Below are 14,015 nucleotides of genomic sequence, written 5' to 3' on the forward strand. Positions count from 1 at the left end.
CGGAGGGCCGACTGATGGGCCACGGTATCCTGTTTGATGCCTTTATCTATCTCTCCGCCGCCGTTATCGCGGTACCGCTGGCCAAACGCTGGGGGCTGGGCTCGGTGCTCGGCTACCTGCTGGCGGGGATCATCATAGGCCCCTTTCTGCTGGGGCTGGTGGGGGAACAGAAGGATGTGATGCACTTCGCCGAGTTTGGCGTGGTACTGATGCTGTTTCTGGTCGGTCTTGAATTGCGTCCGGCCCTCTTGTGGCAGCTGAAAGGGCCGATCCTCGGCACCGGTGGCCTGCAGGTGCTGCTCACCACGGCGGTGCTGACCGGCGTGGCGCACCTGATCGGTCTGCCGCTGCAACAGGGGCTGGCCATCGGCCTCATTCTGGCGCTCTCCTCCACCGCCATCGTGTTGCAGAGCCTGCAGGAGCGCAAGCTGATGCAGAGCGAGAGCGGTCGCTCCGCCTTTGCGGTGCTGCTGTTTCAGGATATTGCGGTCATTCCGATCCTGGCGCTGCTGCCGCTGCTGGCCATGGCGCCGGTCGCCAGCAATGGCGGCTCCGAGCTGGCGGGGTGGCAACATGGTCTGCTGGTGGTCGCGGCCATCTCTGGTATCGTTCTGGGCGGTCATTACCTTATGCGGCCGGTATTTCGTGCCATCGCCCAGTCCCATATGCGGGAGATCTTCGTCGCCGCCGCTCTGCTGCTAGTGATCGCCATCGCTGTGCTGATGGAGTCGGTGGGGCTCTCGCCCGCTCTTGGCTCTTTTCTCGCCGGTGTGGTGCTGGCCGACAGCGAATATCGCCACGAGCTGGAGGCCGACATAGAGCCGTTCAAGGGCTTGCTGCTCGGCCTGTTCTTTATGTCGGTGGGGGCGGGGATCGACTTCGGGCTGTTTGCCGAGCACCCCTTCCTGATACCCACTCTGGTGGTTGGCCTGATGGTGCTCAAATGGCTGGTGTTGATGGCGCTCGGCTTCATCATCCGCATCTCGCCGAGTCAACGCTGGACCTTCGCACTGGCGTTGGCGCAGGGGGGCGAGTTTGCCTTCGTGCTCTTTTCGTTTGCCGCGCAAAACCGGGTGCTGCCCGGTGAGACCATCTCGCTGCTGACGCTGGTGGTGGCGCTCTCCATGGCGCTGACCCCGCTGCTGCTGATCCTCAACGATCGGGTGATCCAGCCCTGGTTCGATTACCGTAACCAGAGCGACGCACCGCAGCATGAGCAACCTGAGCTGGTGGAGCATCCGGTGATTATCGCAGGCTTCGGCCGCTTCGGTCAGATCGTGGGGCGTCTGCTTCATGGTCACGGCATCGGCACCACCATCCTCGAGCAGGATGCCAGCCAGATAGAGACCCTTCGCAAGTATGGCTATCAGGTCTTCTATGGCGATGCCAGCCGGATCGATCTGCTCCATGCCGCAGGGGCGCACAAGGCGAAGCTGCTGGTGCTCTCCATCAATGATCCGGCCACCTCGCTGGCGGTGATCGAGATGGTGCAGAAGCACTTCCCGCACCTGAAGATCCTGGCGCGAGCGCTGGATCGACCCCATGCCCACGAGATCCTGCGCCACGGGGTCGAGAGCGTGCACCGGGAAACCCTGGGCTCGGCAGTCGATCTGGGGGTGGAAGCCCTGACCCAGCTTGGGTTTAGGGCCAACCAGGCCTGGCGGGCGGGGCAGACCTTCAAGCAGCACGATAACTGGCTGTTGCGTGAGCAGGTCAACTATCTGGACGACGAACACACTTATATCAACAAGAGCCTGCAATACCGGGAGATACTCTCCGATCTGTTGCAAGACGACGAGGAGGGGCAGGAGCGTATCCATGCCCACAACTGGAATAGCGGGCTACCCGACGACGACAAGGAAGCAAAATGATTGCCTATTACCCCATGTTCAAACACCTGCATATGACGCTGGCGCTGGTCAGTCTGCTGCTCTTTATCTATCGCTGGAGTCTGGCGCTGGCCGGCAGCGATCGGTTGCAGCAGAAGTGGCTGAAGATCCTGCCCCATATCAACGACACCTTCCTGCTGCTGTTTGGTGTGTTGCTGGCGGTGGCCTTGCAGTTGAGCCCGGGTCAACAACCCTGGCTGATGGCCAAGCTGATTGCACTGGTGCTCTATATCGGTCTGGGTGTCATGGCGCTCAAGCGGCCGGCCCGCGGTCAGAAGCTGATGGCCGGTGTGGCGGCGCTGGCGGTGTTTGGCTACATGGTCGGTGCGGCCATCACCAAGTCAGCCTGGTCGTGGCTGACGTGATTTGGCTGGGAGGGAGGATTGCCTCCCTCCGGCTATCTCAAAAGAATAGATTCAGAAAAATCCTACGCCCCTCTATGTTAGCCTGCCTCTCCACTTAGTTTTCTTCGATACGCTTAGCTTGTCTGAAAACGTCAAGTTAGCTGTGTTTATCCATATTTTTTCTTATCAATCATATATATACGTAGTTTTGTATGAAAATGGCGACAGTTGTCGCTACAAAACTTACGACATAGACTGTCGCAAGTTGCGACTAGCATACAGTCAACGCTAAACCAGTGAAGGCATGCACCATGAGTAAGAAGCTGTTACGACAACTGACCTTGGCGCGTTGCATCCCGCACCGCCCTTACAAGCTGACCGCCAGCCAACTTCAGGTAAAACTGGAAGAGGAAGGCATCCATGTCAGTCTGCGTACCGTGCAACGGGACCTGGAGGAGATGTCCGGCATGGGACTGTTCGACCTCACCTCGGACGAGCGCAGCAAACCCCATGGCTGGTGCTTCGAGCGCCACGGCCTCAACGACTTTGCCAATATCATGCCGCTCTCGCTGGCGGTGGCCCTGAAAACCTGGAGTGATCAGGCGAGCCAACTGTTGCCGGCGAGTGTACTGACTGAATTGAATCCGCTGGTCGACAAGGCGAGCCAGGTGATCCGCGACAGCCAGAGTGAACTGGCCGAACGCTGGCTGGAGAGTGTCCACCAGTCACCGCGCCCGTTTGCCGGCAACCCGGAGATCCGTCGCAGCACCCTGATCCGCGATGCGCTCTGGCGTGGTCGCAAGTTCAGTGCCGAGATCCAGCGCGTGATCAAAGAGCGCACCGTGTGGCTCTGCTACGACCGTATCAACCCGCTCGGCATTCTCAATCAGCCGGACGGGCCGATCCTGCTCTGCACACTATCCGAGCTGGATCCCAAGGTTTACGGCATCCCGTTTGACCATATCAAGAACGTGGAGCTGACCAACTTCAGCGCCACCCAGCCGAAGGATTTCAATATCCAGAAGCTGATCCGCGATCAGGGCTATCAGGATGTGAGCGGCCCGATCCGCTTCGTCGGCCGGATCGATGCCAACAGCCAGTCGCTGGTGGATAACCAGATCCCCGGCAACAATCCGCGCATGACCCGCTATGACAAGCGCAGCGTGGTGGTGGAGACCGAAGTGCAGGACACCCCGGAGTTTCGCAGCTGGTTGAACAACATCGGCGGTGAACTGGAGGTGCTGGCACCGGAATCGTTGCGCAAGGCCTATCTCAATCCGGCCAACCGCTTGAGCTGATTAAAAAATTGGAATGTTGAAGAGTCGAGCCTGGTCTCGGCTCTTTTTTTGCGGTTTTTTTAAGCATATTTATTCAACTAATTTTTAAGTCTTAACGTCAGGATTGAACCGTTTTCCTGCCCCGTTTTTGGGGGCGAAACCCGTGTAAGAGATCTGCCATAGCGACTGTAAGAGGCTGGCGCTTTGAGCCGTACGCGAAGCCATGCCAGAATGATCGAACTTTCCCGTGAAACTAAATAAATAACTGATATTAAAGGGTTAGTTTTTAAGTTTGTTTTTTGGGATGAGAGCTGCATCGGATCTTTATCATCGGATGGCCCTTGTTCGGGGGGCGCATTTCCTTAGTATTGGTCTCACAAGGACGGAGCTGGTCCGGCAGGATGCAGGGCAGCGCATAAAGATGGAATAGTCCGCAGGATGTGGACAAGGAACACCTCAGGATGAGCTCGATAATCAGGATGATTATCGTTACGGATGAATAAAGGAACACCGCGGGATGCGGCAGGACACTCTCGGGATGGGAGTAGAACGAACGGAACCTCGTTCTTCAGGATGAACAGGACCTCGCCGGATGCGAGAGGAATACTTCAGGATGAAGTGAGATAACCCGGATGGTTATCTGTCAGGAAGACGCAAGGAACCCCACAGGACGTGGTAATGGACACCTCCAGGATGGAGACAGGGAAGCAGTTCAGGATGAATTGCCAGGCCAGGAACGCCGCAGGACACGCCAACGGATTGGAAAGGGGATATTCCAAAGGATTAGGATAACGTCAGGGATTGCAGGGAGCATTGCAGTTCTACGGACAGGACGACACGACTCTAGGGGACGGCTACCGCCGTCCCCTTTTCTTTATGGTTTGTCCGAGAGATTGCCGCGCTGGGCGGCGTTGACGATCTCTTGCAGGCGCTGACGAATGTCGACCATGCCAAACACGCCAAATATCAGCACAGTGACAAACTCGGCCTTGGTGACAGCGAAGTAGCGTTTGCAAGCTGCCTTGATCATGCTGGCCTGCAGCCAGTGCAGCAGGGCGACGATCACGCCGCAGACCGGCAGAAAGCCGTTGAGTTTGCCGGGCAGCGGGGCAATCAGGCTCATCAGCACACCAAACCAGAAGAACAATATCAGCCCCATCGCCAACAGATTAAAGACTCGCTTCATTGTTTACCTCCCTTAGATAGAGTTGATAGCAGACCTGACCGGCTTGTTTGTCCTTGAGTAGTTGCCAGCTGGCGGGCAGCGCCAGATCGGCCATCTCCTTCTCCCGCTCCAGATAGATGAGGGCGTCCGCTGCCAGCCAGCCGCGCTGCTCCAGCAGTTCGCACACTTGCGGCAGCAGCTCGCGGCGAAACGGCGGATCGAGGAACACCAGATCAAACGGCGTGGCCGGGCCTTGCAGCCAGCTCACTGCATCTGACTGGATCACCTGACCCTGACTGCTGCCGAGAGCGGTCAGGTTCTTCTTGATCTGGTCGGCGGCCCCTTTGTCCATTTCGATCAGGGTCACCTGCTCGGCATAGCGCGACAGCGCCTCCAGTCCGAGTCCGCCGCTGCCGGCAAACAGATCCAGGCAGCGGGTGCCGCGAATATGGGGGGCCAGCCAGTTGAAGATGGTTTCCTTGACGCGATCCGTGGTGGGTCTGAGCCCCTCCACATCCTTGACCGGCAATTTGCGGCCTCGCCACTGGCCGCTGATGATTCTTACAAAGCCCGATTTTCCTTGCGGGGCAGGACTCTTGCTCGGGTTGCTACGGCTGGATTTCACTCTGGGCATCGCGTTTCATCGTCAGAAAATAAAGTGGTAGTATAAGGCGGTTCATTTTTATGCCGACCCGCCAAGGGACGGCTATCTTAGCAGTCAGCCTTTGATGTGAGTATTTTTAGATGGCAAAAGGTTTGTTTTCCTGGCTGGGTTTCGGCCGCAAGAAAGAAGAGGCTGAGGCTGTCCAACCACAGACACCCCAAGCCACCCCCGTTACCGTTGAGCCCGAGGTCACTGCTACCCCCGCTCCCGTTTCCGATACCACTGTTTCCGATAGTACGCCGGCCGTTGCCCCCGAAGTGCCTGCCAGCGCACAGAATTCCGTTTTGCAAGATGATTGCTGCCTGCCGACCGAGCTGGACGACCACGGCCCACTGGTGGTGGAGGAGTGCGCTTCCGATTTGGAGCCGGTGATCGTCAACGAAGCGCTGATCGCCGAAGAGGAGCGTGCCGCTGAAGCCGCTCGCTCTGCCGCCGAAGCTCGCGCCGCAGAAGAATCTCGCATTGCCGCCGAGGCTCGCGTCGCGGAAGAATCTCGCATTGCCGCCGAGGCTCGCGCTGCAGAGGAGGCTCGTATTGCCGCCGAAGCCCGTGCTGCGGAAGAGGCTCGTATTGCCGCTGAAGCCCGTGCGGCTGAAGAGGCTCGTATTGCTGCTGAAGCTCGCGCTGCGGAAGAGGCTCGTATTGCTGCCGAAGCCCGTGCTGCGGAAGAAGCTCGCATTGCTGCTGAAGCTCGCGCCGCGGAAGAAGCTCGCATTGCCGCTGAAGCTCAGGCTGCGGAAGAAGCCCGTATCGCCAAAGAGGCCCAGCGAGCGGAAGATATGCGCCTGGTCGCCGCGATGGAGGCTGAGGCTGCCGCACTGGCTGCCCTGCCGTTGGCCGCCAAGGTGGACGACGACACCCAGGACAAACCGCAGCGGGAGGGCTTCTTTGCTCGCCTCAAACGCAGTCTGGTTCGCACCAAGGAGAATATCGGTTCCGGTTTCTTCGGCCTGTTCCGTGGCAAGAAGATCGACGATGAGCTGTTTGAAGAGCTGGAAACCCAGCTGCTGACCGCCGATCTCGGTGTGGATACCACCACTCGTATCATCGAGGGGCTGGTGCAGCACGCGGATCGCAAGCAGCTCAAGGATGCCGAGGCGCTCTACGGTTTGCTCAAACAGGATATGGGCGAGATGCTGGCCAAGGTCGAGCAGCCGCTGATGATCGACACCAGCAAGAAGCCTTACGTGATCCTGATGGTCGGCGTGAATGGCGTCGGCAAGACTACCACCATCGGCAAGCTGGCCAAGCAGTTCCAGGCTGAAGGCAAGAGCGTGATGCTGGCAGCGGGTGACACCTTCCGTGCCGCTGCGGTCGAGCAGCTGCAGGTATGGGGCCAGCGCAACAACATTCCAGTGATTGCCCAGCATACCGGTGCCGACTCCGCCTCCGTTATTTATGACGCCATCGAGGCCGCCCGCTCCCGCGGGGCTGACGTGCTGATCGCCGACACAGCCGGTCGCCTGCAGAACAAGAGCAACCTGATGGAAGAGCTCAAGAAGGTAGTACGGGTGATGAAGAAGCTGGATGAAGAGGCCCCCCACGAGATCATGCTGACGCTGGATGCCGGCACCGGCCAGAACGCCCTGAGCCAGGCCAAGCTGTTCAGCGAGGCGGTTGGCCTGACCGGCATCACCCTCACCAAGCTGGATGGCACCGCCAAGGGCGGCGTCATCTTCGCGGTGGCCGACAAGTTCCAGATCCCGATCCGCTATATCGGGGTGGGCGAGGGGATCGACGATCTGCGTCCCTTCGTTGCCAACGATTTCATCGAGGCGCTCTTCAGCCGCGATGAGTCAGCTCAGCCGTGATGATTAAGTGTTCCATACCCCGACTTCGGTCGGGGTTTGTCAATGTCAGGGAACCGTTATGATTCGTTTTGACAAGGTCAGCAAGGTATACAGCGGCGGCCATCAGGCGCTGCAAAAGGTCAGCTTTCACCTGCGCAAGGGAGAGATGGCCTTTCTGACCGGGCACTCGGGGGCGGGCAAGAGTACCCTCCTCAAACTGATCAGCGTGATGGAGCGTCCGACCGATGGTCGCGTCTTCTTTCATGGTGATGATGTCAGCCATATCCAGCGCAGCCAGATCCCCTATGTTCGCCGCCAGATCGGGATGATCTTTCAGGATCACCGCCTGCTGATGGACCGCACCGTGTTCGACAACGTAGCGCTGCCGCTGGTGATCGATGGTTACAGCCATGCGGACATCAACAAGCGGGTGGCGGCGGCATTGGACAAGGTAGGGTTGCTCGGCAAGGAGCGTTACCAGCCGCGGATGCTCTCCGGGGGTGAACAGCAGCGGGTCGGCATCGCCCGTGCCATCGTCAACAAGCCGCCGCTGCTGCTGGCGGATGAACCGACCGGCAACCTGGATCCCCAGCTCTCCATGGATATCATGCGGCTATTTCAGGAGTTCAACAATTTTGGGGTCTCTGTACTGATTGCTACTCACGATCTGGGGCTGATCGCCCGCATGCGCTATCGCACCCTGACCCTCAAGGCGGGTCGCATGTATTCGGCCGGGGAGGAGCTCTGATGGCTATCGTTCGTCACAAGCAGCCGCCGCTGCGTCGTCTGATGATGTACGGGGTTGACCATGTGCGGCAGGCGTTTGCCAGTCTCGGGGAGCTGTGGCGAAATCCGCTCGCCTCCCTGATGACGCTGGCGGTGCTCGGTGTCAGTCTGGCGTTGCCCTCCTGCTTCCACGTATTGTTGAAAAACGCCGAGGTGGTGGAGGGGAGCTGGCAGAACAGCTCCCAGATCTCCCTCTATCTGCGCAAGGATCTGCCGGAGCAGAGCATTCTCGATCTGCAGCACAGGATCCTGCTCTATCCCGAGGTGGATTCGGTCACCTACCTGAGCCGTGACGATGCGTTGCGGGAGTTTCGCGAGATCTCCGGTTTCGGCGATGCCCTCGATTATCTGGACAGCAACCCGCTACCGCCGGTGCTGAGCGTCATTCCGGATCCGCGCTGGCAGAATCCGGAAGGGGCCGCCGAGTTGCTCGGCAAGCTAAACAATGAGGATGGGGTCGAGCAGGGCAAGCTGGATCTGCAGTGGCTGACCCGCCTGCAGGGGATCATGAACCTGCTGCGTCACACCATTACCGGTATCGCCGTGCTGCTGCTCTCCGCCGTGCTGCTGATCGTCGGCAACACCCTGCGTCTCAACATCCTCAACCAGCGTTCAGAGATCGAGGTGCTCAAGCTGGTGGGGGCAACCGATGCCTTCATCCATCGCCCTTTCCTCTATACCGGCATCTGGTTCGGGGTGATCGGCGGCATGCTGGCATGGTGGCTGACCGAGGTGATGGTGATCTGGAGCGAAGGGGTGGTGAAGGAGCTTGCGGGCTTGTATAACAGTAACTTCCGGCTGGTTGGCATGGGTCTGGTAGATGGGGTGAACCTGATCCTGCTGGGGGCCTTGCTGGGGCTGATTGCTTCCTGGTTTTCGGTTCATCGTCACATTCGAGATATAGAGCCATCCTGATTAATTTATTATCAAAGTAAATCGCTGGATTTTGAGAGGTGGATCAAGTAAAAGAGGCTCCGTTTCTGGCTTGGCCCCCATAGTCAGAGTATTCTGAATAACAATGATCTTCCGGATCTTCGCTAGATCCAGTGAACCTTCTGATTTATAAGCAGTCTATTAAAGCTGAAGCATTTATACGGGTGTGGCCCCTCTGCCTTGCTCGTCAGACTTGGCAAGCATGTGAAGGTTGCGAGCTCCGCAACAATGGACTTAGCATGCTACTTTTCGGGGGTCCTTCATTGTGACCCCCTTTTTTTGACTGTTCATTCATGATTCATCCTGCAGGCTTAAGATAAGCCGGTCTAAAACTGGGCATGTTCTTTGATACACGCCGCAGAATGGCATCCGGTCAGTAGACAGACCCTCTCAGGGTGTTAGACTGATTCGATTGAAAAGTAAGAGGTAACAGATGGGAACTTCATTGCAGCGCACTATGGCTCTGATTCCGCAAGGTAGTCTGGAAGGCTATATCCAGGCAGTAAACTCTATTCCTGTGCTGAGCGCAGAGGAAGAGCGTGAACTGGCTGAGCGTTTGCAGCAGGATGGCGATCTCGAGGCTGCTCGTCAGCTGGTTATGTCGCACCTGCGCTTTGTCGTTCATGTCGCCAAGAGTTATGCCGGTTACGGCCTGCCTCAGGCCGATCTGGTTCAGGAAGGCAACATCGGCCTGATGAAGGCGGTCAAGCGCTTCGACCCGACGGTCGGCGTGCGTCTGGTCTCCTTTGCAGTGCACTGGATCAAGGCCGAAATCCACGAATATGTCCTGCGCAACTGGCGCATGGTCAAGGTGGCGACCACCAAGGCCCAGCGCAAGCTCTTCTTCAACCTGCGCAAATCCAAAAAACGTCTGGGCTGGCTGAACCACGAAGAGGTTCAGGCCGTGGCGGCCGATCTCGGCGTCTCTGCCGCTGACGTGACCGAGATGGAAGCGCGGATGGCCAACTACGATCAGGCGTTCGATCTGGTTGGTGATGATGAAGAAGAGGGCGGTTTCGCTCCGGTTCACTATCTGGAGGATAAATCCTCCGATCTGGCCGCGACCATCGAGAATGACAACTGGGACGATCATGCCACCCGTCGTCTGAGCTCTGCCCTCGCCACCCTGGATGAGCGCAGCCAACACATCATCCGCGCCCGCTGGCTCGATGATGACAGCAAGACCACTCTGCAGGAGCTGGCCGATACCTACGGCGTCTCTGCCGAGCGTGTGCGTCAGCTTGAGAAAAACGCACTCAAGAAGCTGAAAGATGCCATGGAAGCCTGATGCTTCCTCTCATAAAAACAGGGCCTGATGGCCCTGTTTTTGTTTCGCAAGGATCTGGTCGGCCTTGCTTTGGTTACCCTTGAGTGTGTTATGTTGCCGCCACTGCCACATTAGGGAGAGCAGAAGTGAAACTGTTGAACGACCTGTTTACCAACAACCGTGAGTGGGCCGAACGGATCAAAGCCGAAGATCCCGCTTTCTTTGCCACCCTTTCTGCCCAGCAGGCCCCCGAATACCTCTGGATCGGTTGTTCCGACAGCCGGGTCCCCGCCAACCAGCTGATGGGGTTGCTGCCGGGGGATGTCTTCGTCCACCGCAACGTCGCCAATCTGGTTGTACATACCGATTTCAACTGCCTCTCCGTGCTGCAATACGCGGTAGAAGTGCTCAAGGTGAAGCACATCATCGTCTGCGGTCACTATGGCTGCGGCGGCGTCAAGGCCGCGATGCAGAATCAGGAGCTGGGTCTCATCGACAACTGGCTGCGCAACATCAAGGATGTCTACTTCAAATATGGTGAAGAGCTCGAGGCCATCGAGGATGAGCACGAGCGCTTCGACTACCTGTGCGAGCTGAACGTGGCCGAACAGGTCGCCAACGTCTGCCACACCACCATCATCCAGAACGCCTGGCGCAAGGGGCAGGAGCTGGCGGTGCATGGCTGGATCTACGGGATCAAGGATGGTCTGCTGCACGATCTCGATCTCTGCATCAGCGGCCCGGATCAGATCCCCGACGTCTACCGCGCCTGGCCGGATATGCGTCCGCCCCACCGTCGGCGCTAGGGAGCTTCATGGTGGCGCCAGCCCTCTATCTGCAGATCAAGCAGCACATTCTGGACGGAATCCGCGAACGCCACTATCAGGCGGGGGACAGGATCCCGACCGAAGCGGCCCTGTGCGAGCAGTTCACCGTGAGCCGGATGACGGTCAACCGGGCGTTGCGGGAACTGGTGGCTGAGGGGTGGCTGGTGCGTACCGCCGGTTCCGGCAGCTTCGTGGCGGACAGGCGAACCGAATCGCCGTTGCTGGCCATTCGCAACATCGCTGACGAGATCGCCGAGCGTGGCGGCGAGTACAGTGCCCGGGTGATCCGGCTGCAGCGGCTGGCCGCCGACGAGAAGGTGGCGGTACAACTGGGGCTGCGGGTAGGTGCCCCTATCTTTCACAGCCTGATCGTCCATCAGGCTGATGGTGAGCCGTTGCAGCTGGAGGAGCGCTTCGTCGATGCCGGGCGCTTGCCGGGCTATGGCGAGCAGGATTTTACCCAACAGACCCCCAACCGCTATCTGATGGATGTCTGCCCCCTCTCCGAGATGGAGCACGTGGTGGAAGCCGTGTTGCCGAGCGCCGGTGAGGCGGGATTGTTGCAGATCCGCGTAGATTCCCCCTGCCTGTTGTTGCACAGACGCACCTGGTCGGAGGGGCATCTGGTCTCCTACGCCCGTTTGCTCTCCCCCGGTTCCCGTTACAAGCTAAGCTCCAAGACTCAGCTGGAGTAAACGTCTATACAACTTGATTTTGCAAAGCCCACCTCCTGGTGGGCTTTTTTGTGCTTAAACTCTAAGTTTGATGCTGTTATCAGGATGTGAATTTCGCTCTTTCTTTCGTCATAGAGATCGACTATAAGAATATGTATATACATTTGAGGTCGCTATGAACAAGGAACTGTTGAACTGCGAGCGGGTCTGGCTCAACGTGACGCCCGCTACCCTGAATGATGAGCTGGCCGACTACGGCCTGCTGCCGCTCCACGCCATCGGCGTGAAGGATGGCAAGATCCACGCGCTGGTGCCGATGGCCGAACTGAAGGGGTCGTATCCCGCTCACTGGCAGGATATGCGGGGCAAGCTGGTCACCCCCGGCCTTATCGATTGTCACACCCATCTGGTCTTCGCCGGCAGCCGTGCCGAAGAGTTCGAGCTGCGTCAGCAGGGAGTGCCCTATGCCGAGATCGCCCGTCGGGGCGGTGGCATCATCAGCACGGTGCGTGCCACCCGTGCCGCCAGCGAAGAGCAACTGTTCGAGCTGGCGTTGCCGAGGGTGGCATCCCTGATCCGCGAAGGGGTCACCACGGTGGAGATCAAGTCCGGCTATGGCCTCACTCTGGCTGATGAACTCAAGATGCTGAGGGTGGCCCGCCGACTGGGAGGGGCGCTGCCGATCCGGGTCAAGACCACTCTGCTGGCGGCCCATGCGGTGCCGCCGGAGTATCGCGACGATCCCGATAGTTGGGTCGAGACCATCTGTCAGGAGATCATCCCGGCCGCCGCCGAGGCAGGCTTGGCCGATGCGGTGGATGTCTTCTGCGAGCACATCGGCTTCTCGTTGGCCCAGACCGAGCAGGTCTATCTGGCGGCGGATCAATACGGCCTGCCGGTGAAGGGGCATATGGATCAGCTCTCCAATCTCGGTGGCAGCACACTCGCTGCCAACTTTGGCGCCCTCTCGGTGGACCATCTGGAGTATCTGGATCCGGAAGGGATCCTGGCGCTGGCCCACCGTGGCGTGGTCGCCACCCTGCTGCCCACCGCCTTCTACTTCCTCAAAGAGACCAAGCTGCCGCCGGTCGCCGCGCTGCGCAAGGCGGGGGTAGCGATGGCGGTCTCCTCCGATATCAACCCGGGTACGGCCCCTATCGTCTCGCTGCGGATGGCGATGAACATGGCCTGCACCCTGTTTGGCCTGACCCCGCTGGAGGCCATGGTCGGGGTGACCCGTCACGCCGCCAAAGCACTTGGCGAGCAGGATCGTCTTGGTCAGCTCAGGGTCGGCATGGCGGCCGATTTCCTGATCTGGCACTGCGCCCATCCGGCCGAGCTGAGCTACATGGTCGGCGTCGATCAGCTGGCAGGCCGCATCTTCAACGGCGAGGAGACCCTCTATGGATAAGTTCAACCCGATCGACATGTCGCTCTGGCAGGGGCGGCAGGATCCGGAAGATGGCGAACTGGCCCTGCGCTGGCACGACAAGGTGCTGCCCTGGACCGCCGGAGCACAAGACTCTGCCGGTGTAGTACTGCTTGGTTTTGCCTGCGATGAAGGGGTGCGCCGCAACAAGGGGCGCATTGGTGCTGCCGGGGCGCCGCTGGCGGTGCGCAAGCTGCTGGCCAACACTGCCTGGCACCTGAACCGTCCCGTCTACGATGGCGGAGATGTGAGCTGTACCGATGGCAATCTCGACGCCGCCCACGGCCATCTGGCCGAGCGGGTCGCTGCCGCGCTCGATTTGGGCCACTTCCCGCTGGTGCTGGGGGGCGGTCACGAGGTGGCCTTCGGCAGCTGGAGCGGCCTCAACTTGCATCTGGCGGGTCAGGGGCGAGTCGGCATTATCAATTTTGACGCCCACTTCGACCTGCGCATGAAGCAGGAGCAGGCCAGCTCTGGCACCCCCTTTTTCCAGATTGCCGAGCAGTGCGCCGCTCAGGGCACACCGTTTCACTACGCCTGCCTTGGGGTGGCCGAGACCGCCAATACCCAAGCCCTGTTTGCCCGTGCCAAGGCGCTGGGTGTGTGGCATGTGCTGGACGAGGCGATGACCCAGACCGAGCTGCCAGCCTTGCTAAGCGGGCTGGACGCCTTTATCGCCGATTGTGATCACCTCTATCTGACCATCGATCTCGACGTGCTGCCCGGCGCCGTTATGCCGGGAGTGAGCGCTCCCGCCGCTCGCGGCGTGGAGCTGGCGGTGATCGAACCGCTGATCGCCCATATCCGGGCCAGCGGCAAGCTCAGGCTCGCCGATCTGGCCGAGTACAACCCGACGCTGGATCAGGACAACCGCAGTGCCCGCGTGGCCGCGCGACTGGTTCATCTGTTGACCCGTTAACCCTTTTGGCCGCCCGTCGCCGAAGGCACCCTATTGATACAACAAGGAGTG

General features: G+C 59.3%; 13 protein-coding genes. 11 read left to right on the top strand and 2 right to left on the bottom strand.

The window, feature by feature from the left end:
- Nucleotides 1-14: 14 nt before the first annotated feature.
- The 3 genes from G5533_RS09790 to G5533_RS09800 all read left to right on the top strand — a co-directional run bounded on the left by G5533_RS09790 (nt 15) and on the right by G5533_RS09800 (nt 3,531).
- Complete coding sequence (locus tag G5533_RS09790) at nt 15-1,871, top strand: monovalent cation:proton antiporter-2 (CPA2) family protein (protein WP_100647027.1); 1,857 nt, start codon at nt 15-17, stop codon at nt 1,869-1,871.
- Complete coding sequence (locus tag G5533_RS09795; protein ID WP_421255068.1) at nt 1,868-2,254, top strand: SirB2 family protein; 387 nt, start codon at nt 1,868-1,870, stop codon at nt 2,252-2,254. The genes G5533_RS09790 and G5533_RS09795 overlap by 4 nt, the downstream gene beginning before the upstream one ends.
- Nucleotides 2,255-2,544: 290 nt before the next feature.
- Complete coding sequence (locus G5533_RS09800) at nt 2,545-3,531, top strand: helix-turn-helix transcriptional regulator (protein ID WP_005339987.1); 987 nt, start codon at nt 2,545-2,547, stop codon at nt 3,529-3,531.
- Nucleotides 3,532-4,384: 853 nt separating this feature from the next.
- Here G5533_RS09800 and G5533_RS09805 read toward each other — a convergent pair.
- Nucleotides 4,385-4,696, bottom strand: coding sequence for a DUF1145 domain-containing protein (locus G5533_RS09805; RefSeq protein ID WP_042052536.1), 312 nt, complete (start codon nt 4,694-4,696; stop codon nt 4,385-4,387).
- Entirely contained in the window at nt 4,680-5,309 is a 630-nt protein-coding gene (rsmD, locus tag G5533_RS09810) for a 16S rRNA (guanine(966)-N(2))-methyltransferase RsmD (protein WP_124930360.1), read from the bottom strand. Before rsmD ends, G5533_RS09805 begins: the two co-directional genes overlap by 17 nt.
- A gap of 110 nt (nt 5,310-5,419) precedes the next feature.
- Between rsmD and ftsY the strand changes: the two genes are divergently transcribed.
- The 8 genes from ftsY to hutG all read left to right on the top strand — a co-directional run bounded on the left by ftsY (nt 5,420) and on the right by hutG (nt 13,964).
- Entirely contained in the window at nt 5,420-7,150 is a 1,731-nt protein-coding gene (ftsY, locus tag G5533_RS09815; protein ID WP_421255069.1) for a signal recognition particle-docking protein FtsY, read from the top strand.
- A gap of 58 nt (nt 7,151-7,208) precedes the next feature.
- Complete coding sequence (ftsE, locus tag G5533_RS09820; protein ID WP_005339995.1) at nt 7,209-7,877, top strand: cell division ATP-binding protein FtsE; 669 nt, start codon at nt 7,209-7,211, stop codon at nt 7,875-7,877.
- Nucleotides 7,877-8,830: a permease-like cell division protein FtsX gene (ftsX, locus tag G5533_RS09825; RefSeq protein ID WP_005342860.1), complete on the top strand. Its 954-nt coding sequence runs from the start codon at nt 7,877-7,879 to the stop codon at nt 8,828-8,830. Before ftsE ends, ftsX begins: the two co-directional genes overlap by 1 nt.
- A gap of 451 nt (nt 8,831-9,281) precedes the next feature.
- Complete coding sequence (gene rpoH / locus G5533_RS09830; protein ID WP_005339997.1) at nt 9,282-10,136, top strand: RNA polymerase sigma factor RpoH; 855 nt, start codon at nt 9,282-9,284, stop codon at nt 10,134-10,136.
- Nucleotides 10,137-10,261: 125 nt separating this feature from the next.
- On the top strand, nt 10,262-10,921 hold the full coding sequence (gene can, locus G5533_RS09835; RefSeq protein WP_005339998.1) for a carbonate dehydratase: 660 nt from the start codon (nt 10,262-10,264) through the stop codon (nt 10,919-10,921).
- A gap of 11 nt (nt 10,922-10,932) precedes the next feature.
- The gene (gene hutC / locus G5533_RS09840) at nt 10,933-11,637 is read left to right on the top strand and encodes a histidine utilization repressor (protein ID WP_041202413.1); all 705 of its coding nucleotides are present in this window, start codon (nt 10,933-10,935) and stop codon (nt 11,635-11,637) included.
- 154 nt (nt 11,638-11,791) lie between these two features.
- The gene (hutI, locus tag G5533_RS09845; protein ID WP_441254740.1) at nt 11,792-13,027 is read left to right on the top strand and encodes an imidazolonepropionase; all 1,236 of its coding nucleotides are present in this window, start codon (nt 11,792-11,794) and stop codon (nt 13,025-13,027) included.
- Nucleotides 13,020-13,964 (top strand): formimidoylglutamase, encoded by a 945-nt coding sequence (gene hutG, locus G5533_RS09850; RefSeq protein ID WP_421172666.1) that lies wholly within the window; start codon nt 13,020-13,022, stop codon nt 13,962-13,964. Before hutI ends, hutG begins: the two co-directional genes overlap by 8 nt.
- The last annotated feature ends 51 nt before the right edge of the window (nt 13,965-14,015 follow it).

It is taken from the genome of Aeromonas sp. A600620, assembly GCF_029479985.1.
Lineage (GTDB): Bacteria > Pseudomonadota > Gammaproteobacteria > Enterobacterales > Aeromonadaceae > Aeromonas > Aeromonas veronii_A.

Excerpts from the sequence above, each read along its gene's own strand:
- G5533_RS09790 (WP_100647027.1), top strand. The coding sequence starts at position 15 with ATGGGCCACGGTATCCTGTTTGATGCCTTTATCTATCTCTCCGCCGCC.
- G5533_RS09805 (WP_042052536.1), bottom strand. The coding sequence starts at position 4,696 with ATGAAGCGAGTCTTTAATCTGTTGGCGATGGGGCTGATATTGTTCTTC.
- hutG (WP_421172666.1), top strand. The coding sequence starts at position 13,020 with ATGGATAAGTTCAACCCGATCGACATGTCGCTCTGGCAGGGGCGGCAG.
- G5533_RS09800 (WP_005339987.1), top strand. The coding sequence starts at position 2,545 with ATGAGTAAGAAGCTGTTACGACAACTGACCTTGGCGCGTTGCATCCCG.
- ftsE (WP_005339995.1), top strand. The coding sequence starts at position 7,209 with ATGATTCGTTTTGACAAGGTCAGCAAGGTATACAGCGGCGGCCATCAG.
- rpoH (WP_005339997.1), top strand. The coding sequence starts at position 9,282 with ATGGGAACTTCATTGCAGCGCACTATGGCTCTGATTCCGCAAGGTAGT.
- ftsY (WP_421255069.1), top strand. The coding sequence starts at position 5,420 with ATGGCAAAAGGTTTGTTTTCCTGGCTGGGTTTCGGCCGCAAGAAAGAA.
- G5533_RS09795 (WP_421255068.1), top strand. The coding sequence starts at position 1,868 with ATGATTGCCTATTACCCCATGTTCAAACACCTGCATATGACGCTGGCG.
- rsmD (WP_124930360.1), bottom strand. The coding sequence starts at position 5,309 with ATGCCCAGAGTGAAATCCAGCCGTAGCAACCCGAGCAAGAGTCCTGCC.
- ftsX (WP_005342860.1), top strand. The coding sequence starts at position 7,877 with ATGGCTATCGTTCGTCACAAGCAGCCGCCGCTGCGTCGTCTGATGATG.
- hutI (WP_441254740.1), top strand. The coding sequence starts at position 11,792 with ATGAACAAGGAACTGTTGAACTGCGAGCGGGTCTGGCTCAACGTGACG.